Annotated in this window: 31 protein-coding genes and 1 tRNA gene; 22 read left to right on the top strand and 10 right to left on the bottom strand. The window is 39.8% G+C overall.

The window, feature by feature from the left end; translation table 11 throughout:
• The first annotated feature begins 13 nt into the window (after nt 1-13).
• From J4N24_RS00160 to J4N24_RS00130, 7 genes are all read left to right on the top strand, one after another.
• Entirely contained in the window at nt 14-1180 is a 1167-nt protein-coding gene (locus tag J4N24_RS00160) for a 1-deoxy-D-xylulose-5-phosphate reductoisomerase (RefSeq protein WP_207531616.1), read from the top strand.
• A gap of 77 nt (nt 1181-1257) precedes the next feature.
• A complete protein-coding gene (rseP, locus tag J4N24_RS00155; RefSeq protein ID WP_207531615.1) occupies nt 1258-2580 on the top strand; it encodes an RIP metalloprotease RseP in 1323 nt (440 codons plus the stop codon).
• Nucleotides 2580-3113, top strand: a complete 534-nt coding sequence (gene hscB / locus J4N24_RS00150) for a Fe-S protein assembly co-chaperone HscB (RefSeq protein WP_207531614.1) — start codon at nt 2580-2582, stop codon at nt 3111-3113. Before rseP ends, hscB begins: the two co-directional genes overlap by 1 nt.
• Before the next feature lie 12 nt (nt 3114-3125).
• Nucleotides 3126-3205, top strand: a tRNA-Leu gene (locus J4N24_RS00145).
• Between the two features lie 1112 nt (nt 3206-4317).
• Nucleotides 4318-5088: a hypothetical protein gene (locus tag J4N24_RS00140; RefSeq protein WP_207531613.1), complete on the top strand. Its 771-nt coding sequence runs from the start codon at nt 4318-4320 to the stop codon at nt 5086-5088.
• 364 nt (nt 5089-5452) lie between these two features.
• Complete coding sequence (locus J4N24_RS00135; RefSeq protein ID WP_207531612.1) at nt 5453-6097, top strand: hypothetical protein; 645 nt, start codon at nt 5453-5455, stop codon at nt 6095-6097.
• A gap of 148 nt (nt 6098-6245) precedes the next feature.
• Entirely contained in the window at nt 6246-6962 is a 717-nt protein-coding gene (locus tag J4N24_RS00130; protein ID WP_207531611.1) for a hypothetical protein, read from the top strand.
• A 767-nt stretch (nt 6963-7729) separates the two neighbouring features.
• On the opposite strand, the gene J4N24_RS00125 is transcribed toward J4N24_RS00130, so the two are convergent.
• Nucleotides 7730-7993: a DUF5675 family protein gene (locus J4N24_RS00125; protein ID WP_207531610.1), complete on the bottom strand. Its 264-nt coding sequence runs from the start codon at nt 7991-7993 to the stop codon at nt 7730-7732.
• Nucleotides 7994-8457: 464 nt separating this feature from the next.
• Here J4N24_RS00125 and J4N24_RS00120 point away from each other — a divergent pair, with 464 nt between their 5' ends.
• The 4 genes from J4N24_RS00120 (at nt 8458) to J4N24_RS00105 (ending at nt 10665) form a co-directional block, all read left to right on the top strand.
• Entirely contained in the window at nt 8458-8784 is a 327-nt protein-coding gene (locus tag J4N24_RS00120; protein WP_207531609.1) for a hypothetical protein, read from the top strand.
• A 61-nt stretch (nt 8785-8845) separates the two neighbouring features.
• Entirely contained in the window at nt 8846-9442 is a 597-nt protein-coding gene (locus tag J4N24_RS00115) for a hypothetical protein (RefSeq protein ID WP_207531608.1), read from the top strand.
• A 150-nt stretch (nt 9443-9592) separates the two neighbouring features.
• Complete coding sequence (locus tag J4N24_RS00110; RefSeq protein WP_207531607.1) at nt 9593-10057, top strand: hypothetical protein; 465 nt, start codon at nt 9593-9595, stop codon at nt 10055-10057.
• A gap of 134 nt (nt 10058-10191) precedes the next feature.
• Nucleotides 10192-10665, top strand: coding sequence for a hypothetical protein (locus J4N24_RS00105; RefSeq protein ID WP_207531606.1), 474 nt, complete (start codon nt 10192-10194; stop codon nt 10663-10665).
• A 183-nt stretch (nt 10666-10848) separates the two neighbouring features.
• Here the strand turns inward: J4N24_RS00105 and J4N24_RS00100 are convergent, their stop codons facing one another.
• The 3 genes from J4N24_RS00100 to J4N24_RS00090 form a co-directional block, all read right to left on the bottom strand.
• Entirely contained in the window at nt 10849-11070 is a 222-nt protein-coding gene (locus J4N24_RS00100; RefSeq protein ID WP_242691446.1) for a hypothetical protein, read from the bottom strand.
• Nucleotides 11067-11519: a DUF5675 family protein gene (locus tag J4N24_RS00095; protein WP_207531605.1), complete on the bottom strand. Its 453-nt coding sequence runs from the start codon at nt 11517-11519 to the stop codon at nt 11067-11069. The genes J4N24_RS00100 and J4N24_RS00095 overlap by 4 nt, the downstream gene beginning before the upstream one ends.
• A 61-nt stretch (nt 11520-11580) precedes the next feature.
• The gene (locus J4N24_RS00090; protein WP_207531604.1) at nt 11581-11739 is read right to left on the bottom strand and encodes a hypothetical protein; all 159 of its coding nucleotides are present in this window, start codon (nt 11737-11739) and stop codon (nt 11581-11583) included.
• A gap of 346 nt (nt 11740-12085) precedes the next feature.
• Here J4N24_RS00090 and J4N24_RS00085 point away from each other — a divergent pair, with 346 nt between their 5' ends.
• Together J4N24_RS00085 and J4N24_RS00080 are read left to right on the top strand one after the other, a co-directional pair.
• Nucleotides 12086-12346, top strand: coding sequence for a type II toxin-antitoxin system RelE/ParE family toxin (locus J4N24_RS00085; protein ID WP_242691445.1), 261 nt, complete (start codon nt 12086-12088; stop codon nt 12344-12346).
• Nucleotides 12336-12626 (top strand): helix-turn-helix domain-containing protein, encoded by a 291-nt coding sequence (locus J4N24_RS00080; protein WP_207531603.1) that lies wholly within the window; start codon nt 12336-12338, stop codon nt 12624-12626. Before J4N24_RS00085 ends, J4N24_RS00080 begins: the two co-directional genes overlap by 11 nt.
• A gap of 186 nt (nt 12627-12812) precedes the next feature.
• Here the strand turns inward: J4N24_RS00080 and J4N24_RS00075 are convergent, their stop codons facing one another.
• Both J4N24_RS00075 and J4N24_RS00070 read right to left on the bottom strand, forming a co-directional pair.
• Nucleotides 12813-13745 carry a hypothetical protein gene (locus J4N24_RS00075; protein WP_207531602.1) on the bottom strand — a complete coding sequence of 311 codons (933 nt, stop codon included), beginning with the start codon at nt 13743-13745 and terminating at the stop codon, nt 12813-12815.
• Nucleotides 13746-14367: 622 nt separating this feature from the next.
• A complete protein-coding gene (locus J4N24_RS00070; protein ID WP_207531601.1) occupies nt 14368-14769 on the bottom strand; it encodes a helix-turn-helix transcriptional regulator in 402 nt (133 codons plus the stop codon).
• A 168-nt stretch (nt 14770-14937) separates the two neighbouring features.
• Here J4N24_RS00070 and J4N24_RS00065 point away from each other — a divergent pair, with 168 nt between their 5' ends.
• Nucleotides 14938-15111 carry a hypothetical protein gene (locus J4N24_RS00065; RefSeq protein WP_207531600.1) on the top strand — a complete coding sequence of 58 codons (174 nt, stop codon included), beginning with the start codon at nt 14938-14940 and terminating at the stop codon, nt 15109-15111.
• 212 nt (nt 15112-15323) lie between these two features.
• Nucleotides 15324-15785 (top strand): YdeI/OmpD-associated family protein, encoded by a 462-nt coding sequence (locus J4N24_RS00060; RefSeq protein WP_207531599.1) that lies wholly within the window; start codon nt 15324-15326, stop codon nt 15783-15785.
• Nucleotides 15786-16082: 297 nt separating this feature from the next.
• On the opposite strand, the gene J4N24_RS00055 is transcribed toward J4N24_RS00060, so the two are convergent.
• The 3 genes from J4N24_RS00055 to J4N24_RS00045 all read right to left on the bottom strand — a co-directional run bounded on the left by J4N24_RS00055 (nt 16083) and on the right by J4N24_RS00045 (nt 18871).
• Nucleotides 16083-17087, bottom strand: a complete 1005-nt coding sequence (locus J4N24_RS00055) for a VOC family protein (protein WP_207531598.1) — start codon at nt 17085-17087, stop codon at nt 16083-16085.
• Between the two features lie 91 nt (nt 17088-17178).
• Nucleotides 17179-18036, bottom strand: coding sequence for an SDR family oxidoreductase (locus J4N24_RS00050; RefSeq protein WP_207531597.1), 858 nt, complete (start codon nt 18034-18036; stop codon nt 17179-17181).
• 250 nt (nt 18037-18286) lie between these two features.
• Complete coding sequence (locus J4N24_RS00045) at nt 18287-18871, bottom strand: Crp/Fnr family transcriptional regulator (protein ID WP_207531596.1); 585 nt, start codon at nt 18869-18871, stop codon at nt 18287-18289.
• Between the two features lie 163 nt (nt 18872-19034).
• Here J4N24_RS00045 and J4N24_RS00040 point away from each other — a divergent pair, with 163 nt between their 5' ends.
• From J4N24_RS00040 to J4N24_RS00015, 6 genes are all read left to right on the top strand, one after another.
• Nucleotides 19035-19565 carry a GNAT family N-acetyltransferase gene (locus J4N24_RS00040; RefSeq protein WP_207531595.1) on the top strand — a complete coding sequence of 177 codons (531 nt, stop codon included), beginning with the start codon at nt 19035-19037 and terminating at the stop codon, nt 19563-19565.
• On the top strand, nt 19555-20499 hold the full coding sequence (locus J4N24_RS00035) for a hypothetical protein (RefSeq protein WP_207531594.1): 945 nt from the start codon (nt 19555-19557) through the stop codon (nt 20497-20499). The genes J4N24_RS00040 and J4N24_RS00035 overlap by 11 nt, the downstream gene beginning before the upstream one ends.
• Nucleotides 20496-21287 carry a DUF6597 domain-containing transcriptional factor gene (locus tag J4N24_RS00030; protein ID WP_207531593.1) on the top strand — a complete coding sequence of 264 codons (792 nt, stop codon included), beginning with the start codon at nt 20496-20498 and terminating at the stop codon, nt 21285-21287. The genes J4N24_RS00035 and J4N24_RS00030 overlap by 4 nt, the downstream gene beginning before the upstream one ends.
• A 245-nt stretch (nt 21288-21532) precedes the next feature.
• On the top strand, nt 21533-21871 hold the full coding sequence (locus tag J4N24_RS00025; protein WP_207531592.1) for a hypothetical protein: 339 nt from the start codon (nt 21533-21535) through the stop codon (nt 21869-21871).
• 10 nt (nt 21872-21881) lie between these two features.
• A complete protein-coding gene (locus J4N24_RS00020) occupies nt 21882-22352 on the top strand; it encodes a hypothetical protein (protein ID WP_207531591.1) in 471 nt (156 codons plus the stop codon).
• Between the two features lie 283 nt (nt 22353-22635).
• Entirely contained in the window at nt 22636-23034 is a 399-nt protein-coding gene (locus J4N24_RS00015; RefSeq protein WP_207531590.1) for a hypothetical protein, read from the top strand.
• Nucleotides 23035-23235: 201 nt separating this feature from the next.
• Here the strand turns inward: J4N24_RS00015 and J4N24_RS00010 are convergent, their stop codons facing one another.
• Entirely contained in the window at nt 23236-23700 is a 465-nt protein-coding gene (locus J4N24_RS00010) for a hypothetical protein (RefSeq protein ID WP_207531589.1), read from the bottom strand.
• A gap of 382 nt (nt 23701-24082) precedes the next feature.
• Here J4N24_RS00010 and J4N24_RS00005 point away from each other — a divergent pair.
• Nucleotides 24083-24699, top strand: a 617-nt coding sequence (locus J4N24_RS00005) for a recombinase family protein (RefSeq protein ID WP_207531588.1), incomplete at its 3' end; no start/stop codon positions are given.

Here is a 24699-nt window from a genome sequence, read left to right as displayed (position 1 = left end):
AAGGATATTATTATTGAAAAACATAGCAATACTTGGTTCCAGTGGTAGTATAGGAACACAGGCTTTAGAGGTAGTCAGAGAGAACCCTCAGTTATTTAAAGTTTCTGTATTAACAGTCAATAAAAGCGCAGAACTGTTGATCCAGCAAGCTCTGGAATTTCTTCCGGAATATGCTGTGATCGTAGAGGAAGCTCAATTTACTACTGTAAAAGAAGCACTGGCCCATACCTCTATAAAGGTTTTAGCTGGGGAAGAAGCACTTTGCGAAGTGGTCCAATCACCCCAGATAGACATCGTACTGACGGCATTAGTAGGGTTCTGCGGATTAAGGCCAACCATAGCTGCGATCAAAGCCGGTAAAGATATCGCGCTGGCCAATAAGGAAACCCTTGTTGTTGCCGGAGATATTGTTACCGCCCTGGCTAAGGAATACAAGGTGAACATCCTTCCCGTAGATTCGGAGCACTCAGCCATCTTTCAGTGCCTGGTGGGAGAAAGTTCCAATCCAATAGAAAAGATCTACCTTACCGCCTCTGGTGGCCCTTTCAGGGGAAAAGACAGTACGTTCCTGGCTACAGTGACTAAAGCTCAGGCCTTAAAGCATCCCAATTGGGTGATGGGTGCCAAGATCACCATCGATTCGGCAAGCCTGATGAACAAGGGCCTGGAAGTGATCGAAGCCAAGTGGTTGTTTGACCTGGAGGCAGATCAGATCGACGTTATCGTTCATCCCCAATCCATCATTCATTCTATCGTTCAGTTTAACGATGGTTCTATGAAAGCACAGATGGGTTTGCCCGATATGAAACTCCCTATTCAGTACGCTCTGGCTTACCCTTCAAGAATAAATAGCAGTTTCGAGCGTTTTGACTTTCTGAAGTATCCACAGCTTACGTTCGAGCAACCGGACAAGAAGACTTTCCGGAACCTGGCCATCGCATTCGAAGCTCTGAGAAAAGGCGGAAATACTGCTTGTGTGATCAATGCAGCCAATGAAGTTGCCGTGGCAGAATTCCTGAATGATCAGGTGGGCTTCTTAGAGATGAGCGAGGTGATTGAATCGTGTATGAATAAAATCGCTTATATTAGTCAGCCTACTTTAGAAGATTATCTGGCGACCGATAAGGAAACCAGGGTGTACGCTAAAGAATTGGTACAAAAATCAAAGGTTAAGTATTAAATAAACACGTTACCTCCGGCTAAGGCAGGGATGTAACAAAACACTCGGATAAAAATCCAAAAACGAAAAGATATTAAATGGACGGTCTAGTTATGGCAGGCCAGCTTCTGCTGGGTTTATCAATATTAATTATTTTACACGAGGCAGGGCACTTTTTTGCGGCCCGCGCATTCGGTATTAAAGTAGAGAAATTTTATTTGTTCTTCGACGCCTGGGGCTATAAGTTATTCAGCTTCAAGCATAAAGATGTAGAGTATGGTATCGGATGGCTTCCATTAGGCGGCTATGTAAAGATTGCCGGAATGATCGACGAATCGATGGATACCGATCAGTTATCCGGCCCTCCTCAGCCCTGGGAGTTCCGCTCCAAACCAGCGTGGCAGCGTTTGATCGTTATGCTTGGTGGTATTGCGGTAAACATCGTGCTGGGTATCTTCATCTTCTGGATGCTTACCTTCAAAGCCGGAGAAACCTATATCCCGAACGATCAATTGGTGAACGGATTGGTACCCGGTAAAATAGGGAAAGAGATTGGTCTTCAGGCAGGGGATAGGGTCGTGGCCGTAAATGGCAATCCGATCAAGCGCTTCGACGAAGTAACCAGTTCAAAAGTATTAATGGGTAACAGTCAGCTTACCATTGAGCGTAACAACACTACTAAAACCATCGCTGTTCCCGGTAACGTATTAGAAAAAGTAGCAGATTACGGCATAGGCGAATTTGTAACACCACGTATGCATGCCTGGGTTGGTGATGTAGTAGCAGGTGGAAATGCCCAGAAAGCAGGTTTAAAAGTTGGGGATAAGATCATTGAGGCCAACAACAAGCCGCTGCAATACCTCGACGAGTTAAAGACAGAGCTTGCTGCGGCTAAAAATCAAACCATAGCCCTTAAAGCCCTTCGCGGTACAGATACCGTGAGCCTTAACCCGGCCGTAGATTCAGACGGACAGATCGGTTTTGCGGCAGACGTGAAAGATCTTCCTCAGCAAACCCAGATGTACGGACTGTTCGAATCGCTTCCAATTGGGGCTTCCAAAGCCTGGGGAGCCTTTATGGACAACGCCCGTGGTATCGGTAAGGTAGTAACCGGACAAGTGAAGGCTCAGAAAGCATTTACAGGCCCTGTAGGGATTGCGAATATGTTCGGTGGCCAATTTGATGTGCTGAAGTTCTGGAGCCTTGTAGGTCTTCTTTCGATGGCTTTAGCGTTAATGAACCTTTTACCTATCCCGGCACTGGATGGTGGCCATGCTACCTTCCTGATCATCGAGATGATCAAAGGCAAACCATTAAGCGATAAATTCATGGAGAAAGCACAGGTTGTAGGTTTCTTCATCCTAATTGCCCTGATGGTATTCGTTTTAGGTAATGACATTCTGAAGCACGTAATTAAATAATGAACTACTTTGAGTTTTATGAGTTGCCTGAAGCATTTCATGTAGATGAAGCCCAGGTAAAACGGAAATTCTATTCCTTAAGTAAGGAGTTTCATCCCGACTTTTACGTGAACGATACGCCCGAGAAGCAACAGGAGATCCTGGAGCTCTCTACGCAGAACAATAAAGCATTCCAGGTACTCTCTAAGCCAGAGAAGCGCCTGGAATACATCCTTCAGTTGCACAAGCAGATTGCAGAAGGAGATAAGTACCAATTGCCCCAGGAGTTCCTGATGGAAATGATGGAAGTGAACGAAGAGCTGATGGAGCTGGAGTTCGATCCCAATGCCGAAGCCCTGGAAAAGCTGCAAAGACAAGTATTATCCATAGAAGAAGAGCTGCTTTTAGAGCTGGATTCCTGTACAACCAGGTACGATAAAGAAGAAAAACAGAGCGAAAAAGAATTATTCCTTCTGAAAATCAAAGATCTATACTACAGACAAAAATATTTGTTGCGAATAAAGGAGAGTTTAAATACCTTTGCTCACCGCTAAGCAAATAGCAATGCCCAGATGGCGGAATTGGTAGACGCGCTGGTCTCAAACACCTGTGGGAAACCGTGCCGGTTCGACTCCGGCTCTGGGTACGAAAGCCTGATACGAAAGTGTCAGGCTTTTTTGTTTTTGGGGTTTTTGCTTTGTGCCACGTATTATTGTTTTGGCATCTCTGAAATTGGGCCAACCAGGGATCAAGATGTACTGGTCTGAGCGTCGCGCTCAGACCCACCGCGCTGAAACGAATGGATCAAAATAAAACTACTTAAGTTAGAACTAAAACTCTTAGCGGTATTAAAAGCCGTTCGGATGCTTTGAATATTTATAAATTATAATAAATTGTTGCACTAAAAGGAAATATAGACGCAGGTGGTGTGCCTATATTTTAGTTGTATGCTATTGCAATGAGACGAGGCCTAATCATAATAGTTTTAATTCTGACTGCTTGTACATCAAAGCCGATTAGGCGACCAGAATTACTGACTTTTTTTGAGTTAAAGAATAAGGGCAAGATAGCAATGTCCATAACGGCTGACAAGGAACTATACCGACTCGGAGAAATACCGAAAATAAGTGCAATCATTCAAAATGCGAGTGAAAGTGAAGTTGAGCTTTTACCTAGACTGGCTGGTTCGGATTTAGGCTCTCGATATCCAGTTGCTAAATACTCAATATATCGAAATGATAGCTTGGTATTGGATTCGAGCTTACGATGTGGGAATGAGGATGGCTTGCCCAGTTCATTTTTTCTGTGTTTAAGACCAGGGGAAACCTTTGATCCTAATTTACAGGCCAAGGAAACCTATCGAGATCGGCTAATTAATGGAGAGGCTTTCAAACATAGAGGTAAATATAGAGTGCGCTTCTTTTACTCAACGAATCAAGACACCTTAGATCGTTGGATTGGGTGGAATTCGAGTTTAGACCTCTTGACTCTAAGCGAGGCTGAATACGAGAATAAAGTTAATGGGTATCGTTCTCATTTTCTAAATATGCCTAAGGTAGATCTGAAAAGCAACGTGCTGCACTTTGAAATACAATAGAAACAGCACACAACATCGGCTCTGTTGCGGTTGCGGCTGACGGGGTTTATGTTATTTCGCAGCTATCTATTACATTAGTGCTGGCTTTATAATGACCTGCAATTAATGCCGCGACAGCAACAAGCCTTAACCGTTAGTTATGGGCAATAGCAAGAGTCAAAATGCTTAAAAAAACGACACTTTTTTACTCGACAGTAATCTCTATAATTTCCGGGTTGCTTTTTGGCTGTAAAGAAAAAAATAAACTTGTTTTTGAGATATCTAGTCTAGTCTCGATTGACCGCGTGGATACATTAGAGGTGCTCGATAGTGGAGGCATTTACATACTTGGTCTAGTGAGAAACGGCCCTCTTGGAGATTTTTCCTACGATTTGGGGCTGGCGAAACATTTAAATAGCGGAAAGCAAATGGTCTATGAGGCGAAGATTAACCCAAACATTTTTAGGATTTTTAAAGAGTATCTAGCATTTGTCGACAAGGAGCATGCCTCTGCAAATATTGGATGGTACTACGTCAAAAATGGCCAGATTCAAGATTCTCTATTAAGATTTAATGAAATTAAGGACTCTATAAGATCAATGGTCTCCAAAGATGCTAACATTGTGGAAAACAGAGGAAATATTGATGCCTACTTCAAGAAAAACCAGAAGAAGAGCTTCAAATATGAAGATTTTATACTTACCAAGAGACGAGCGCACCTTGAAAATCTCGAGTACGGACTCTACATGCTTGATAAAGGGATACTTAGGAAGGTCTCAGATAATGCAGAAGATATATACAATAAGAGTGCGGGAACTTTCTATATCCCCTCACCTGGATTAGGGATAACAAACAAATGGGAAAAGAAAAGAGTTCTTCAGGCACTTGATTCCATCTCTAAAAGTTCAAAATTGGCGTCAAACTTTACAGTCGACGAAGAACGAACTCGCTAAAAGCTAAAGCGCGTAACAGAACCTTGTTGCTATCGCTGGTTTCTGGGGTGCGTTTTATTTCACAGCTTTCTGTTACATAATTGCTACCTTGAGGTGACATGCAATTAATGCCGCGCCAGCAACAAGCCTAGACGTTAATGGCAAGTTCTATACTGGTCTGAGCATCTCCTCAGACCACATCCGCTCTGCTACCACTAATCAAGCGTAAACTAAAACTACTTAAGTTAGTACTAAAACTATTAGCGGCACTATAAGCACTTCGGATGTTTTAATTATTAATAACTTATAATAAATTGCTGCATTAATAGAAAATATAGACGCAGGTGGTGTATCTATATTCAAGTTACCTGTTATTGTAAAGACCTTGGCACTCGTACTGACCATCCCTCTATTGATTGTTTATTGTTATCTTCTAATTCGCTGGGAGAAACTAGTGCGTTGGAGGCTAGATGAACGACCTTCTAAGACTATTAAAAACATCCATTTTGTAGGACTATCAATAATAAGTGGAGTCGGACTTCTTTACGGTGCATTTGATCTTGGACTCAGAGGTTTATGGACGACAAGATTTGTCATTTTACTGACTTTATTAACTGGGTGTTTCCTTCATTTTATTTCTTCAACATCTGCTGTTAGGAAGTTTGAACGAACTTATTTTAAAGCTTTTGCGTTTCTTCCAGTTATTGTAGGTGGTTTATTCTTAGTTCCCTTTTTAGGCGTTGTTTTGGTTCTTTCCCTTGGAGGACAACTTATTGAACCGGCAAATGAAGTATATTATCAAGACAATAAGCTTCGAATACAATCAACTTTTATCGGTGTACTAGGCCCTCCAAGAATCGACGTGTTTGAAAAGCACTTCTTGTTTGAAAAACATTTGTATCGGTCCGACTTTAATGCCTTCGATTTCAAATCAGTGCAGGTAAATTACGACAGAGATTCAACGCGCCTTCACTTCATGCTTGAGGGTTATGAATCGATAGAACGAAAGACTGTCAGTTTTGAGCCGTAAAGAACAACAACAGGTAACATCACCTTGTTGCTATTGCTGGTTTCGGTTTATGTTATTTCGCTGCTTTCTATTACATTAGTGCTGGCTTGAACTTGTCGTGCAATTAATGCCGCAACAGCAACAAGCCTCACACGTTACCTGCCACTTCATGAGAACGGACCACCACGACATAAAAATTAACATTAAGCTCGGACAGGATATTTTCGAGAATTTACCCAACGACATCCGGCCAGGTTGGGCGGGACTTGTTTTATCTCGGTTTGACAATTACATAAAAGACATTCCAACTTCAATCCTCGAACTTTTTCCGATGATTGACGATAAAGACTGCTGGAAGGAAGCCCACAAACAATTTTCTAAAATCAGAACATTCGGACTTGAAAATGAAAACTATCTACCCAAATATCTAAGACTTGCGGAGCTTGTTGCTAAAGTGACTTACAATGCATCAGGGCAACCAGCGCCATTTGACAGCGATAGCGGGCACTTCATTTCAAGTTTGGCCCTTAAAGCGACAGAATATTTTGCAGACGACAGACTTGAAGAAGAAGTGAAGTCAGCCCTTTTGCTATTTAGCCGTAACAATAAGTTTAAAGGCAACTTAATCGCAGCAAAGGACCTTTTACTTTATAAAAAAATCGACGACATACTTTGGTTCGACTGGGACCCAATTGGAATTAACGACATGGCGCGTAGAGATGAATATCAAAGCTACGTGCCTGAAATTTTTGGACTTCTAAAGTCAAACGCAAGCAGGCAAGAAATTGCTAATCGACTTCATAAACTTGAAACTGAAAATATGGGAATGCGTGGCACTATTGAATCCTGTTTGGTAATAGCTGACAAAATATTAAATGCAAAATGACCGAAAAAAAGCAGCAGGTAATATCACCTTTGCAAAAATGGCGGGTGACGTAGTTCTCGAAATTTTCTACATTTAGGTAAGTTTTGTGCCGGGTGACAATTAGGTGCCTTCTATCCGCCATCTTCGCAAAAGCCTTAACCGTTAAACGAAAGTGTGAAAACATGAAAGTCGAGCATTTCAAAGTGACTGGGCCTTCAATTAAGGACAGATAGGGGGGGAATGGTTTCCAATGATGGACGCCGCAGGACTTAGACATTCCGACTGGGTGTTTTCTACTGTCATGCTGAAATCTGGTTGTAACTAAAACTCAAAAACCGATGGAGCTCCAACCAAGTCTCATTGGCTAAAACAACCCTCACTCTATTCCCTCTCCACTGCAGTCGTCGAAACCGCATATGCTACCACTCCAGCAGTTACCAAATAACGCGCTACCGTGGTCAGAACTGCTGGCAAAGCTACTGGTACTGTTAATAGGGCTGTTCCTGCGGCTCCGGCAATCAGATCTGCCTTTCTTATTTTGCGGAAAAATTTGGGGGTGGGGGACTTGATCCTCCATTTAAGGTTCAGTTTGTGTTCATCATCGTTGAATTTTGTTTTCTATAATTAGGTCTGTTGTTCTTTTTCTCCAAGGCGACGAGGAGCTGAGGATATACCAGGCGATAGGCCAAGCCGGATTGCAGCACGATATAGTCGCCATCAACCATAGTCCAATAATGCCCTGCAAGTAAACAGCCATTCGTGTTATCGATATAATTGCCTACGTGAAACTATACCAGGCTGAAGTTGCGGATGCCGCAGATCTTAATCATCCGATTAGGGATATCGGGATAGTTCTTTTTGTACCGCAGATCCATGCCGTCGATGGTATTAAGCTTCAACTGATATTCACCTTCGGGAATGCTGGTTTTTCCGCCAATTTTCTCTTTACGGATCTTATTTTCCAGAAAATAGCATTTGAAGATATCGTTGAGGTAAAAGTAACGGAGGATACTGAACTTTCCCTCAGCTACTCGAATTACTTTAATTTCCATTATGCTGGAGTTGTTGATGGGGTAATAAGGTTGTTTCGGCATCTCTTGAACAGGTATCGAGGGAGCCCGGCAACATAATTTAAGCCCTGAGAATTATTTCGCAATTTTCAACCCTTGAAAGACTCTTTTCCCAATATCCCTAACATTGCAATTAATTTATCACAAAAAATGTATTGGTAAAAACAAACAGAACAAGCTGCTGGGATCAAAAGATTTGAGAAGTAATGGCAAATATTTATTTTTGAAAGGAACATAATGCTTCCAGTATAGTGCTACGTAAAACCTTATCGCAAATGAAATTTCAACGAACTCTTTTATTTCATCTCTTATTTATTTTCACCTTAACCCTCTTGAGCTACCAGAAAATGGAAGACTATACCTACATCGGGACTTTCTCTCAACCCTAATTTGGTTCAGAATATAGGTTACAGGTAAGTCTTAATTTTTTAATTACAGTGAAGGTGATGAAGTACCTCCTTTTTTTACTTTTTCTAGTTACTGTAAACCCAATGTTTGCTCAAAAAGTAACAAGACAGATGGTCGACAGCGCATTCAGAAAACTTGATGTAAGGTTCCAACAAAAAAGGAAAGTGCTTTATGTAATAAACGGTGTTCCTCTAGACAGCCTCGAAGTTGAAAATACACTGAATAAATATGACCTGAAAAAACTTGTAAAGCTAACCTATATTACTTGCGAGGAATCGGGCTTATATCATTGTAATAATGATATTGCTGTAATACAATTTGTAAATAAGCAAAAGGGTAATATTAAGCATAGGAAGCGGAATTGAAATTGAAGGATTCAGGACTAAGGATAAATTTGGGGAATAGGAGAAGTACAAACTGTATAATATGAACACAACAACTATTTACTCAATAACAGCCGGACTTTTATCGCTATTGTTAATTCGTACAAGTCCAGTCTGGTCCAGAGAAATTGGCGGCTTCTGGAATATTCTGTTTTTTCTAATCATTTGCATTCTTCTAATAATCTTATTAGTCGATTTCATTAAAGGGCTGGTTAAACTGTTTAAAAACAGAAAAGCACTAAAATTGAACCTTTTTTTTCCGATCCTTATTGCACTAGCGGTATTTCTTGATCTACAATACAACCTATTTAAAATTGACCTCACTTCTCTTTATGGAAAGACCACGTTTAGAGCTTGTTTCGAGGGCACTCAAAATCAAGCTACTTTCGAGTTAAAGGGAAAAGACCGTTTTGAACTCCATTGGACTGGTGTTTTTTTTTACGACAAATATTACGTTGGTAGTTACAGAAAGACCGGAGACACTTTGTTTTTAACATACAAGACTGACAAACCAATGCGCTTTGGAGAAAAAGTATTGATGGATAATACATCCCAACGCCTGGTAGTGATTAAAAGCAAAAGTGACAGTTCCCAGTTTAGCGTTCCTTTCTATTATGGATATTGCAAAGGGCTCAATTAAAACAACAACCGGTAACAAAAACTACTTGCCATGCAGGTTTTGTTGCTTTTTGAAAGTTCCGGTGTTTCCAATATCTTTAAATCAATCTTGTACGAGTGTTGCAGTTATTCCGGCACCTTAACAAGTAAAACAATTAGCAACACCTACATAATGACAATTTCGTTTGACCTCGACGACTTACTTATTCCAGGAGTAAAGACTTTTGTAACCGAGAGGAGAACGTGGCTGCAAAGACTTTTAGGAATTGAACAGATTAGATACGGAGCTATTGACCTTTTTAGGGAGCTGCAAAGACAAGGTCATTCTATTTTTATTTACACGACCTCATTCCGCTCAACCAGTAAAATAAGGCTTATGCTTTTTTCTTATCGAATCTCAGCTAAAAAAATAATAAACCAAAGTCTTCATGAACGAGTATTGAGAGGAGATCGAAAAAGGACTTCTAAATTTCCACCTGCGTTTGGTATTGACATTCATGTAGACGACTCCGCTGGACTAAAAATTGAAGGAGAGAGATATAACTTTGCCACTATAATTATCGCCGAGGACGATGACAAATGGAAAGAAACTGTACTCGCGGGACTAAAAAGTTACAGCGGTCAACATCATGTTTGAATTAAGCCCGGGCGACGTGATACTCAAAGTTTTCTGCCTTTTAATTACATTAGTGCTGCTCGACACGAAAGTGCTTTTAAGCGGGCACGATATAAACTCTTAAACATTATAGCCAATTGTAAAAAGACTACCTGATGTCGAAATACAGTCCTTTAATTTTGATACTTCTTATCTCAGGAATTTTGGGGACCTTAATATTCAGAAGTTGTCGTTACGACTGGAATCCTCATTATATAGGCAATAAAGATGTTACTGTCGACAGGAAGTTGTATTCACCAGACAGAAAAATTGCTGTGGTATATTACACGCTCGATGTAGGTGTGAGAGGTACCCGGTCGTATAAATCTCTGCTTGCAGATGATGACTATGACAACGACCTTATTAGGTATACTTTGCCACCAGAAATAGTTGTTTTAAATTGGGCGGGTAACAGAACATTGAACGTAAGATATGACCCTAATGAGATATTTAGGTTAGGAGGCTCCTATACAGAAATTGACTTTAGTAAAGACACAATAGTAATCAACGGCGTATCACTAATAAATAAAAAAAGGATTAACGAAAACAGAGATAGCGTTTTTTATGAAAACTCTGGGAAATACCAGTAAGAACAACTGGCTATAACATAGCCTGTGGTTGCTTCAGTCGGGAAGGTGATTAACGAATGTTCAGGCAAACTAGTTGATACAAATGCTACCTTATGTGAAGAAACCCGGTCAGAATTTTTGGTTGTAACTAAAACTCAAAAACCGATGAAGCTCCAACCAAACCTCATCGGCTAATACACCATACTACTCCCTCTCCACCGCAGTCGTCGAAACTGCACTTGCCACCACCCCAGCAGTAACCAAATAACCCGCTACCGTCGTCAGAACTGCCGGCAAAGCTATCGGAGCTGTTAATAGGGCTGTTCCTACGGCTCCGGCAATTAAGCCTGCCTTTCTTATTTTGCGGAAAAACTTTGGAGTGGGGGACTTGATCCTCCTTTTAAGGTTCTGTTTTGTGTTCATCATCGTTGAATTTTGTTTTCTATTATTAGTTTGTTGTTCTTTTTCTCCAGGGCTGCTAGGAGTTGTGGATATACTAGACGATAAGCGAGGCCGGACTGCAGCACAAGGTAGTCGCCATCCACCATGGTCCAATAATGCCCGGCAAGTAAACAGCCATTCGTGTTATCGATATAATTGCCTACATGAAAGTATACCAGGCTGAAGTTTGGAATGCCGCAAATCTCAATCATCCCTTTATGGATGTCGTGATAGTTCTTTTTGTACCGTAGATTCATTCCGCCGGTGGTATTTAGCTTCAGCAGATATTCTCCTTCGGGAATGCAGATTTTTCCGGCGATCCTTTCTTTACGGATCTTATCCTTCAGCAAATAGCATTGGAAGATATCGTTGAGGTAAAGGTGACTGAGGGTACTGAACTTTCCCTCAGCTACTCGGATAACTTTTATAGCCATTATTCGGGATTTGTTGTTGAAGTGATTTGCACCGAGCCAGCGTAAAAGGAGTAGGTTGTTTTTATCCTCTTGAAAAGGTGCTAATTGCGAACACTTCTGCTGTCGTTTCCTTAGGGCAGTTTTCAAATACCACATCCCCCTCAGCTTTCTCTTCATCAAATTCTGCTTCCTCAATTACCCAGTGATCATATTCCGGAAGGTAGACCAGCAAATGGACCATTTCCATTCTTTCATGAGCCCAGGGGGAGTGAATGTTAATTCCTTTTGTCTTTTGCTTCAGGGCTCCAGGCGATGAGGTTGAACCTCTCCCTGAATTTTGAGCGGAGGTTGCCGTATGCTTGTTCCAGCTCTACGGCCGAGAGGTTGGTGCTTACGTATGTTGGAATGCGTGGGTGGATCAGGAAATTCGACCAATCAACAATTAGGAAAGCAAATATTTTGAAACTAGTAACTTATAAGTGACTTTTGCGATTTAATGAAAGTAAGAGAAGTTATAGCTTTAAAAATTACTTTGAGAAATTTCTTATCGACCAACCGAAAGAAGTCAGGATAAAATTTTCAAGATAATGGAAGCTATTGAAACTCTCGAAAGGGTTCCGTCGAACTATTTGAAATTTCTGGTTGGAACCAACGGCCTCTATGAAGCAAGAATACAACTTGGTTCAAATATTTGGCGAGTATTCTGTTTCTTCGACAATGATAGATTAGTGATTTTGCTGAATGGCTTTCAGAAGAAAACCCAGAAGACACCGAAAAGCGAGATTGAAAAGGCCCTTAATTTAATGGCGGAATACTTTAACACTAAAGCGAAAGAAGATGGAAACTAAAAATTGGAAAGAAATTAAGGACACGGTTTATGGCGCCAAAGGCAGCAAACGACGTGATGAATTTGACAGAGATTTTGAAAGCTTTAAAATTGGACTATTACTTCGGAAGGCCCGAGAAGATAAACATTTAACTCAATCTGAACTTGCTGACCTCGTGGACAGAAAGCGAGAGTACATTTCAAGAATTGAAAATAATGGGAGCAACTTGACCTTGAAAACTCTCTTCGACATTGTGGAAAAGGGCTTAGGAGGCAAAGTGAAAATATCAATCGAATTATAAAAAAGCACTGGCAATAACAAATAGTTTGCAATAGCCCCCCGACGATCTTTTGTGACCGCTCGCCGTCGCAAACCATCATGGTTATAGGCTAACTTAATAGACATGGAACCAAGACTACTAACATCACTACTTGCCTGCTGCTTAGCTTCTTTTTACTTCTTTACTCTGCCTAAATAACAGTACTATCTAGAACCGTACGTCCCCTTTAGGTAAGTCTGGCGGTACCGGAGCTTGCTTCACTGCAGATTTTGAAGAAGATGTTTTCGCTTTTTCAGCTTTCCTGCGCAGCCAAGCCATTTGTGCAAGGCTAAAATGACCCTGGTAGGTCATTGGAAGATTCTTGTACGGAGGAGGATCGTTTTTCACTACTGCATTTGTTTCCTTTTCTGCTGGCTTTGGCAATTGCCATAAATTCAAAATCTCTCCAGGGCTCCATTGTACAGTATTTATTGTTTCCATTACATCTCCAAAACCCGGTTTATAGCCAAAAATAGACATACTTACTGCCACTAGTCTTCCTTTGGGCAAAGTCTCGTCAAACACTACTGCTCCTCCTTCAAAAGCTTGATTATAGGTTATCCTTATTTCTTTAGCAGCAATATGACTATACACTCTCTCTTTAAAATCAAATGCAATAACAAGTAATCGGATGCCATATTCCTCTGCGTATGGTGCTTTAATATCCTTTTTAGCAATTGGAGGAAGGTTTACAATAATCTTATTTTCTTCATTAAGCTCAGCAGAAGGCCTTAATTTGAGGACTTTATCTAGTGGAGAGTTATTGTTAAATTGGAACCCCTTTAAAAAGCTTAAATCGGCATCATGAATATCCCTTTCGCCTACTTCTTTTGACGATGCGAAAACAGCGCTTCTTACGGCTTTCGTAAACCGGTTTATCATTCCACCATCATAAGCTTTATAAGCCCAACTGAAAGCTTCGCGGATCACTCTTGCTGTGCTGCTGCACATGCCGAATTCTAAACTTGCTTCTTTTGAATTAAGTGTTCTTTTAGCTTTTCTTTTTGGTTTTGATTGAATTACCTTGATGTCTCGCCACATGCGGTAAACATTGGGGCCGACCGAACCGTGAATATCTCCTTTTTTATCAATTGTAGCCATAAGGGTGGTTTTTTTAAAGTTAAAATATTATTACTTTTGATTACAAAAATAACCAGTAAGAGCCTGTCTGTCAATGAAAAATAGGGTGATTCTCGTCACTTTTATCTTCTCTTCCCAAGCATATTTGTAAGTAGTCGGATTAAACCCAGGTTGAAGTAAAGTGGCTACCATGTTCTGTATGTAAGTAATTTAAACCTACCGTAAGGCTTTAATTTGTCCACGTTTTCTAAGAATAGGTGGACTTAATATGGGTTTAATAAGGATTCAATGAAGACTCATAAAGAAGAAGGCCAGAAGCAGGGGGGAGGAGGGTTACTGACGTACCACGGTAAACTAGGTTCTGGAAGATAAGGAAGAATTTTTTGTGGTTTGGCGCTAGGGAATATTTTTATTCGATTGCTCAGCCCTGTTGAAGAACGGGCTTCTGTTAAAACTATTGACCCTTAATTAAAGTTTCTATTTGGCGTTCCCTTTCAAAAACTCAATTTTTTCACGTTCACTTTGCAGAAAACGCTCATATAACTTTCTATACTCTTCTACCAAATCACAGCTCATATCGATAGGAGGAAGAGTTGTTCTTGATCGAGCCTGCACCGTCATGCAATGTACACGAAATTACGAACTATTTCTGATTCCCTTTTAAGATTTCAATCTTCTCCCTTTCGCTTTGTAGAAGACGTTCGTAGAGTTTTTTATTTTCTTCTAGAGCTTCAAGCCATTTTTCGATGGGATTAATATTGAAGGTACCGACGCTATTAATAAAGGCGTGCTGATGAAATGTATTGGAAATAACGTTTATTGCTTTGTCAACATCAAAATGCTTAATTGCCTCACTTGTTACCCCTAGCACCTTTGCCACTTTTTCCAGTAATTCATCTTCAATTGTTTCACTTGCCTCTATTCGGGAAACGGTTTGTTGACTTACCCCCAACTCAAACGCCATGGAATCTTGTTTAATGGACCGAAGTTCTCTTAGGCGAGCTATTTTTCTTCCAATATGTGAAGGCTTTGATGACGTTTCCATATTTCAAATATAGAATATTTTCTAATGTGTTAAAGTTAGCTGCAACCTATCAGCGCTTCTAAATATCCTTTAAGAGGAACTATGTTCCGATTGAAGAACTTGTCGTCGTTAAAAAGGAAGAAGGAGCCTATTAAGTAAACGACAATCTGGATGTTATTAAAGGATAAAATGGGGAAGATAAACCGGAATGGATTCGAAAAACGACCGAATATTATCGTTGGAACGGTAACAAGCTTAAAAAGATCAAGACTATCCAAGATCCCGGAAACTTACGGAAACCTAAATACTAGGCAATTATCAACTGATGATGTTTTTGAGGTTGTCTCAAAAGAGGAGGAATAACAAACGAGAAGGATATTTTATTAGTCTTCTAAATTTTAATTCCTAATTGTGATCATAACATTGTATATATGGAGGAGGTTGTGTAAAAAAAACACCGTTAAAATGCATTTCAGGTGAAGAACCGGAAGTTGAGGGTTCAGCATTAATGAATTTAATATTTGGGTATATTCACAATTAAATTTGCTGCACAATCGCTTAAAATACAATTTGTAATGGAAAAGTTAATCGTCGATTCTGAACTACTGCTGCAGAAATTTCCGGGGAAGGGAGGTTGGACCTATGCAGAAATCCTTGATGTTTCTCTAACCATCAAATCCAGTTTCGGCTGGGTAAGAGTAAAAGGTCGCGTTGATCATATCGAAATAAAGGATTGCAACTTAGCGCCAATGAAAGGCGGTAAACTTTTTCTGCCCGTAAACGCGCAGCTTCGTAAAAAGCTTGGAAAAGAAGCTGGAGACGTCATTAAGGTGATACTTTTCGAGAACACATCGCCGGTTGAAGTTCCCTCAGAATTACTTGAATGCTTAAAACTAGAAGAACAATCGTATCAAAAGTTTGAGAAGCTCTCTGCCAGTTCTAAGAAGGAATATTTGAAATGGATTTACTCGGCTAAAAATGAGGATACTAAAGCTGAAAGGATTAATGAGATGATTAATAAGCTCTTTTTGATGTAAGGGTTGAACCAGCAAAGATGCACACCGGGAAATCAGAATTGATAAATGAGACCTTTTAAACGAAGCCAGGACTAATAAACAGTAAGAATGGCGGAAATGATAATAGTTGATTATATCTTTCGAGTGGCTGCAGTTTTCATAATAGAAAGAGTAGGTCCAGAAACTCATAAAATTCTGAACCTGAATAGATAGTAGCAATTTTAGAGGCTACAGAGTAGGTTCAAAAAATGTGATGCAAGCACTTTGTCAACTATTTTAGACACCTTTTATATATATCCGAGAACACAAATTTTAAAGCTATTTTTCTTCCTTGTCAACAAAAACGTAAAGCTTCTTCACTAATCCATTTTCTATTACGAACAGATCCATTCCCTCAATAATATTGGGTTGACTGTCATTTCCGAAGCGCCAGTAGACGCGAATGATGTTGTTGTGGCTGCTGAAAGTTTTTGCTTCTCTGAATTGATAGTCGGGGTGGAGCTGATGTAGCTTCTCAATAAAATCATTCACATCATTTAATCCCCGAAGTATAAAATGGCGGTCTACCATTTCTAGCTCATCAGAATAAACCTCTTTAATATATGAACTTCTTTTATCACTATCTTTTTCATTCCATAATTTTAGATGTGCTTGAACGAGCTGTCTGGCCTGTTGTTCAGTAAGGGCTTCAACTTGCAGAGTGCTTGTTCCTCCTTTTGTTTCTCTGGCAGGCGACCACAACCTGATAGCTGGATTTTCTTTCTCATAAGCCTTCCCATTAGGATAAGATACCAGCTCCATTCTTGAGCCCCAGGGCGTTTCAAAATACACCCAGCTTTCTCCGGCAGTGGGTCCTTCGGTGGTAAAGAATGGATCAGTTAAAACCTTCACATTCTTCGAACGCAGATATTGCACAGACGCATTTATATCGTCGGTGTAAAAGGCAATATGGGAGGCAGATATAGCATCAGCGCCTGGCTGTTTAGCCTTTTTTATTGTAGGGTGATATTCAAATACTTCAATACTTGCTCCCGTTCCTGCATGGAACATTTTAATCGTTACAGACGCTGTACTTTTGTCTATACCGGTCAGATCTTTCCATGCTGCATTAAGTGGAATGGGGCCAAGTTGGGTTACTGCTTTAAATCCAAAGATCTCTGAAAAGAAAGTCTCCGCCTGCTTAAGATTGGGTACATTGATCCCTACATGATCTACTCCTTTGAAGAATGTTTCCTGTGCCTGGGCTGAAGATTGTGCAGCTCCCAGTCCAACTGCGCCGGCTACTAATAATTTATTGGTTAGATTATTTATGGTCGTTTTCATTGTGTATGATTTTTAGAAGACGCAGCGATCGGGTAATTCTGATTGCTGCATCCATTGATAAAATTTGATTAATTGTACAAATACGATTTCTTTAGCCTTGGTACTTTGCCAACCATTTCTCTTTGATGTCAGCACGCATTTTTATAAATTCAGCGTCAGTTCCTTCGGCGATAGCATCTAAAGGAAAACGAAGTGGGCGGCTTCCCTTCTCGTAATTAACAAGCTCCAGAATGCCATCAGCAATGGTTTGAGGATTCATATTATATGCAGACATCTTAGTGTAGAAAGCAGTTCCGAGGGCATTGAACTTTTGCTGAGCTGCTTCTCCATATTCGGCAACGATATCAGCTTTGTCGGCATGAACCCCAGTTTTAACTCCTGTGTTCATCTCCGTTGGGTATACCCCTGGCTGGATACTAACATTTTCTATCCCATAGTCACGAAGCTCCTCCTGAATGCCTTCCGTAATGCTTTCGACCGCGAACTTGGATGCCAGGTAAGGAACCATGAATGGAAGTGTATGGCCGCTGGCACCAGAGGTGATGTTGATGATAAGTCCGTTCCTTTCTTTTCTCATGGCCGGAAGGACCGCCTGGTAAGTTCTCAGAACGCCGTAGAAATTAACTTCAAACATGTTTCTGATCTGGTCAAGAGAGTAAGCCTCTAAAAGCCCGTAACCTGCCACGGCTGCATTATTTACCAATACATCAATTCTCTGATAGTTTTCAAGTACAGTGTCTACTGCCTGTTTAACAGAAGTGTCACTGGTAACATCTATTTCAACAACTTCAATGTTTGGCACACTGGAAAGCTCTTGAGCTGCTTCCGCATTTTTTCCATTTACGCCTCTCATTCCCGCTACAACCTGATGGCCTGCCTTTGCTAAAGTGATTGCTGTTAATTTGCCGAATCCTGTGCTTGTACCTGTGATAAAAATTACCTTTTTCATATTTTTTCGTGTTATTATTTGTTGTGATTGAACATTACAAAGGTTGTTTTTTGGGCCAGGCTGACATTTGACATTTCGTAAGAAAGCAATTGATAAATGTCAAGGGATGAATAGGTAGGGGAATAAAAAAGCCCTGACTGATGTTGCCAGGGCGGTCTATGTAGAAATAAGATTCGTATCGTCATTCAGTACCTTTAGAGCTCCAAATGTTTTCCGTTGGGGCTAAGAAATAATTCGAAATAAGTCAAAGCTATTTAACTTTTTTAACCGACTGATTTCGTACGCGGCTCAGTGTTTCGGGAGTTATCCCCAGGTAAGAGGCGATCATACTTTGAGGCACTCTGTTGGCTAATGCCGGATATTTGTTTACAAAATTCAGGTACTTTTCTTCAGCAGAATAACTTATAGCTGCATGTATGCGATTTTGAGAAGCTATAAAACTGTGTTGCAGGATGGAATTTACCATATTATTGAATGGAGGAATCTCCTGGCATATCTTGTCAAAATTCTCTTTGGTGATCAACAGAATCTGACTATCCTCAATAGCATCAATGTTAAAGCGAGAGGGTTCGCCGGATAATAAGCTTTCACGGTCTCCCAGCCACCAGTTCTCAATTGCAAATCCAATGATATGTTCATATCCTTTATCGTCCAGGGAGTAGGTCCTAAGGCAGCCACTGCAAACAAAAGCATTGTATTTCCAGATATCACCCTCCTGCAGCAGGTATTGTCTTTTTCGCAGCTTTTTAATAGTAGATAAAGACTGAATATATTTAGACTGGTCTTCTGATAATTTTATTTTACTGTTTAAGTAGCTTTGAAACACTTCGTACATGTTGTAAAATAAACAATAATTGCAGGAATATAAAAGCTGTTGGAGGTGTAGTGAGCTTCGCCTGGCAATCCTTAGCATTACAGGACAGCGTTGGGAAGGTTGAGAATATATTTTGCAAGATTTTTACACCATAACGATTATGTTCTTTCATTACCATTGCATAATGAACACAAGTATAATTGGCTATCAAGGAGTATCACTTCGAACATTAACCGAAGCAATGGCTGACGCTCTTTCAAGAGAAGCAAACGACAGTCAGATCGGAAAATATCTAAGAGACATTTTCCCTTATCCCTATACGCCGGAGCATGCTCAATCATTTATTGAGCTTCAGCGAAATAATAAAGCGCTATGCTGTCTGGCCATTTTCTCGGGGGAAAACTTTGCTGGTATAATTAGTTTCACTTTTCAGGAGGACATTTATAGACATTCGGCTGAGATCGGATTTTGGTTAGGAAAGAGATTTCAAGGTAGAGGCATTATGACCGAAGCGGTAAGGCTGGGTAGTGAATATGCATTTAGAGACCTAAATATAATAAGACTGTTTGCGGCCGTATTTGAGCCAAACATCGCCTCGAAACAAGTGCTGGTAAAGAACGGTTTCCAAATGGAGGGCAAACGAAGGAAAGCGGTTATAAAGAATAAGGAATTTGTAAATGACTATCTTTTTGCAAAATTGAAGGATGATGAATGAAAAAATAGCCACTAACATCCAGGGTAAACTAGGCATCGACCTGATTGATATTATGGTTAATAAGCTGTCAGGGTCGGAGCTAAATTCATTATTGATGAAGGTTTTTGCAATGCGTGCAAATCAGATCTCGCCGGGGGAACTCCTAAAAAGCTACCAGAGCAACAGGTTTGCAAAACCCGCTGAAACCAACTTCATCAAATTACTTCACACTTCGGCAACAACCTTAGAATTTCTTCTTGAGAAAGGTTTTGTACCGAAACAACTCTCTCCTTTGGTTCCGCTCGGCACGTGCTCTGTCCTGGCAACCGTAGATCAAAACAAGGTGGTATCAGCAACGCGTAATGGCGAAATTTTATCTGATGCTACCAACGCAATGGCCCTGGATATTGCAGACCAGAAAAGAAAGTTAAGGGCACAAGGGCAACCAGATAGCATAATAAAGCACAGCACAGTTCAACGTCATATGCGAGCTCAGTTCACAAATATAAAAGGCTTTGACCCTCATTTTACCATTGGATGCCTGGTAACCTCAGGAAGGGATAAGGGAAACTTTAACTTTGAATTCGCTGCAATCAAAGATCACCTTTCCACGCTGACTGAATTGTTAATTGAGGTATTCAAGGTGGATGAACTTTACGTAAAGCTACAACCGCGGGGCTCCTATAATGATAGTTTTATACCCAAGCTGACTAATTATCTTACATCGCAGCTTCAGAGCACTCAACTAATCATTGATTCTGACTCAAAGCCCAACAACTATTATCTTGGTGTCCAGTTCAAAGTTGTGATAAAAAAATTCGGGAGGGAGTTAGAGATCGCTGATGGCGGTTTGGTAGACTGGACGCAAAAGCTTCTGAATGACAAAAAAGAGCGATATTGTATTTCGGGCTTCGGCCTTGAACTACTTAATAAACTAGAAGAAGAGCTGATATGAATCGTGTTATATTTGAGAATGATCCAAGTTCTTACATCAAATTCGCTTATCCCCGGCGCTCCCTTCAACGTGTTGTAGAGTATTATTTCGAGGTTCGATCAGAGGATGAGGCAAATATCTTTGGACTTCCTTCTGCTAACTCGCTATTAGCATTTCAACTGGAAGGAAATTCCAGAAGTAGAAATGAGAAAACAGGGCAATGGATTTCAATTCCTCGCATTGCACTGCTTGGAAATTCAAGCACACCTTTTACCGGCAACTTTCCTGGGTCAAGCGCAGTTTTTTATGTAAAACTTAAACCATTGGCCAAATTTACGCTATTTGATTTTCCCGGTAACGAATTGTTGAACAACCAGGTAGATGTGGAATCTGCACTTCAAAACTTTAGCGGGTGCAGATTTCAGGAGCAAACGGATTTCCAGTCGCGCGTAAGTATTATTGAAGATTATTTAGAACGTGCTGCTGATCCGAAACGGCTTTCCTATCAACAACTTTACGCTGAATTGCTATTGCAATCTTTTTCGGACACGAATTATGTCAAACAGCTAAACATAGAGCATTTATGCTTTAAACTTAACCTCACTTATTCCTCCATGCGAAGGTATTGTTTAGATGCACTTGGTGTTTCACCCAAGTTCTTCCAGAAATCCCTTCGCTTCAAGGCGGCATTAAGGAACTACAAACATCACGGTTCGAATTTCAACACCGATGATTTCGGGTACAACGATTTTTCGCACTTCTATAAGGATGCTTGGCAATTAACAGGCAGAGGGCCTGCGGCCTTATAAAGCTGTTAGAGAGGAAGTCTATTGTTTTTTCAACCTATTACCCTTTTAATAAAAACGAACCAGGCAAAAGAGCTTTGGAGAAGCGGACATTTAACGATGGTTAAAATGGAATTTCAAATTGTCTATTATCGCAATTTATTAACCTGAATTTTAAATCAAATACTTAAACAGTAATTATCCTTGTTCTGCAAATCCTGCATCTATTAGGCCATAACGGATATTTTAACTTTTACTTATTATCATAAATGAAAAATCATTTAACCTTTTCACTGTCAATAGCTTTGCTTGCTATTTCAACAACTGCTTGTAAAAAAGAGGCTGATTCGAAAACTTACTTTGGAACAGTAAGGGCTGAAATAGTAAGCTGTACTGGACCGACTGGGCGACCATACATAATTGATGTGCTTGATAATGAAAAATTGGACTCCGTAGCCACACTTACTCTTCCAAGCAGTTATAAGGCGGTTGGAACGGCTATTAAATTCAAGATTAGGGAGCTTGAAACTAGTGATTACTTTATGATTTGTACTACCAATATTATAGCCCCCAAACAGGTGATTGTTTACGAAGTATCTGAAAATTAAACCACAATATATGAGGAAAATTACTAATTACCTTTATTATCACGTTGCTACTTGCATAATCTCTAACAAAAATTTTGTGAGTCGGTCTGTCTCTTTTTGTCTTCTCCTTTTACTAATTACTTTCACTAATTTAGGTTGTAAAAAGAAGGAGGATGCAGCTTGTGGATGCGATAGTGAAGCTATCGCAGAAATTGGTCAAGTAAGTGGAAAATTGTCTTACAAGAAGCAACTGGAACCAGCCGACAACTTTTATAATAATAGATATTGGGTGGGTGAGTTTGCCTATGGAATGAGCTTTTCCTATATCATTTGCAATGAATCTCTTTTGACTTCGGAAATGAAGAACTTAAAAAGCAGCTCAGGAGAAACAACATTAAAAGTGAAATTTTCTGGAAAAGTTAGATCTCTGTGTCAGCCTACCATGAATCCATCTGAAGTTACTATCCAACATATAACATTAACCCAAATCGAGTTAAATTAATAATTACTGATGTAGTTTGCAGCGGAGTGTGCCGTTTCTTAAATTGATAAACGCGAGTTTACGCTGTTGTAAAACCGGTACAAACATTAATTATAAAACCACCGATAAAATGGACTTTTATGAAGGGCAGCTTCAAACACCAATTACGGAAAAAATTATTCAAACTAACATCTTAAAATTACTAATCATAAATCTTGGCGGTTCTCGCCTGCATATAAATGCCTGAAAACGTGAATTAAAAAGAATAAATTTTAATTACATTGTGTTAGCTAAATAAAAGGTTATGGGCAAAATTAAAAAGGAGAACGAAATAGAACCAAAACCCAATATCATAACTACAAGAGTCATTTCAGTATCTGAGGAAGAAGAACAAGCTCCCCCTCCACCTCCGAGCAAGGTAGAAACGAAAGAGTATTCTAATATTAATTCAGGTCTTCAAGATGATATAGAAACCTATGTAGGAATTTCTCCCGGAGTTATTATAGATGAATTCGAACCCGTTCCTCCCCCAAATGATATGCACACCAGATCCGACCAGGAGGTTATCGCTTGGTTGAAAGAAAATGATTATAAAGATTTAGACGATAAAGACGTTGAAATATCACGAACAGCAGAATATTTAATTATTTCCATATCCTCTGAAGATGCAACTGATACGATACGTTGTAAGATAAGGGATTAAGAAAATGGATAGCCTATAAGTCGATCCTGATCAAAATTTCCTTGTTTTTTCTGCTTTAGATAAAGTAGGTCAGTTCAGATGAGGTGTTCACAACGACGCACCTCTGTGTTATTTCAACTCATAAATCCACAAATCGAGGAGGTTGTGTACAAAAAACGACCGTTAAAATGGATTTTTGATCCTTAAAGAATTACAGGCTCACTATCTAGCTTTCGTGAAATAGAAGGAAACGGGGTCTGCCCCATAACTTTTCAATATTAATGTGTCATTAGCAATTTCTTTGACAATATAAATGTTAGGATAGCCTCGTAAATCCTTAAAATTCATTGTGAATGTGGGAACTTTGTTGGTATATATTCCGGAATCATTTATCCATTCAATAGCGGTATTCGTATAGGTTACATTGTTTGTCGTAATTCTAATTGAATCACCGTGAGGGAATTTGAAATAGCTATTCTCATAATTCTGGATGCAAATACTGCAAATACCTCCCTTTCCATAATGTAATTGCCAATTTCCTTGAATATAACTTTTGATAATAGAAAGAGGCTTATCGTATAGAGTTATGCTAAGACGCTTCTGATCTTTGTCCTTTTTACAGCTCGTTGAAAAGAGTAAGGTGAGTGATAGTAAAATTATATAAGAGTAATAGGTAATATTTGTCATAGCAAGATAATTATGATAACGAATATAAGAATTTAAGCACCTCTGCTATCCCGGCAAGGTTTCTGTATAAAGCCCAGACGATCTTCTTTTTATTGCCCAACATCTATGAAGCTCGGAAACAATGAGCGATGAAGCAGTTGTTTACAGCACACTTAAATATAAAACTTCTTAACCTACTACCACAATATTATTAGCCCACTTACGATAATAGCAGAAGTTCCTGGTTGTAATATACTAAATCTAGTAGTTCAGAAAAACGAACGATAAAATGGACTCTATGACTGCAGTCCTTTTCCTTACCTTTTAATTCTATTACTAGTTCATTAATATCGTATACAAAAACAAATTCCATTATATTGCAAAAGAAACGTTAAAGTGTACAATGCAAATAGGTTATGTAAGGGTATCGAAGAACGAGCAGAATTTAGATCTTCAAGTGGAAGCTTTAAAGAATGCAGGATGCGAACAGATCTTTAAAGAGAAGATTAGCGGAGCGGAAAAAGAGCGACCTCAATATCTAAAAATGATTGAAGGTTTGCGCAAAGGTGACACTGTTACTGTTTGGAGAATTGACCGGCTTGGAAGAACTACTCTGGAATTGATAAAGCTAATGGTGGAGTTCCGGGAAAAGGGTATTGAATTTAAAAGTATTGTTGAAGGTATAGACACATCCACCTCGATGGGGAGGATCTGGTATATGTTAAGTTCCATCTTTGCCGAAAACGAAAGAGAGATCATTAGGGAACGGACAAAGGCTGGACTTGCTTCTGCAAAAGCCAGGGGCAGAGTTGGAGGCCGACCTAAAGGTCTGACAGAAGATGCAAAGAAATTAGCGGCCACAGCTGCCACTCTTTATAACACCACAAACCTTTCCACTGCCGAGATTTGCAAGATGCTGAATATTGGCAGTAAAACAACCCTGTATCGATATTTGAGGTATGCTGGTGTTGAAGTGAATGGTTGGGAGAAGAATAGTGTAGGTGATAGGAAAGAAAAATG

The sequence above is a fragment of the Desertivirga arenae genome (genome assembly GCF_017355785.1).
GTDB classification, from domain to species: Bacteria; Bacteroidota; Bacteroidia; order Sphingobacteriales; family Sphingobacteriaceae; genus Desertivirga; species Desertivirga arenae.
Note: the sequence above shows the minus strand (reverse complement) of the source record. Positions and strands in the feature narration are given on the sequence as shown.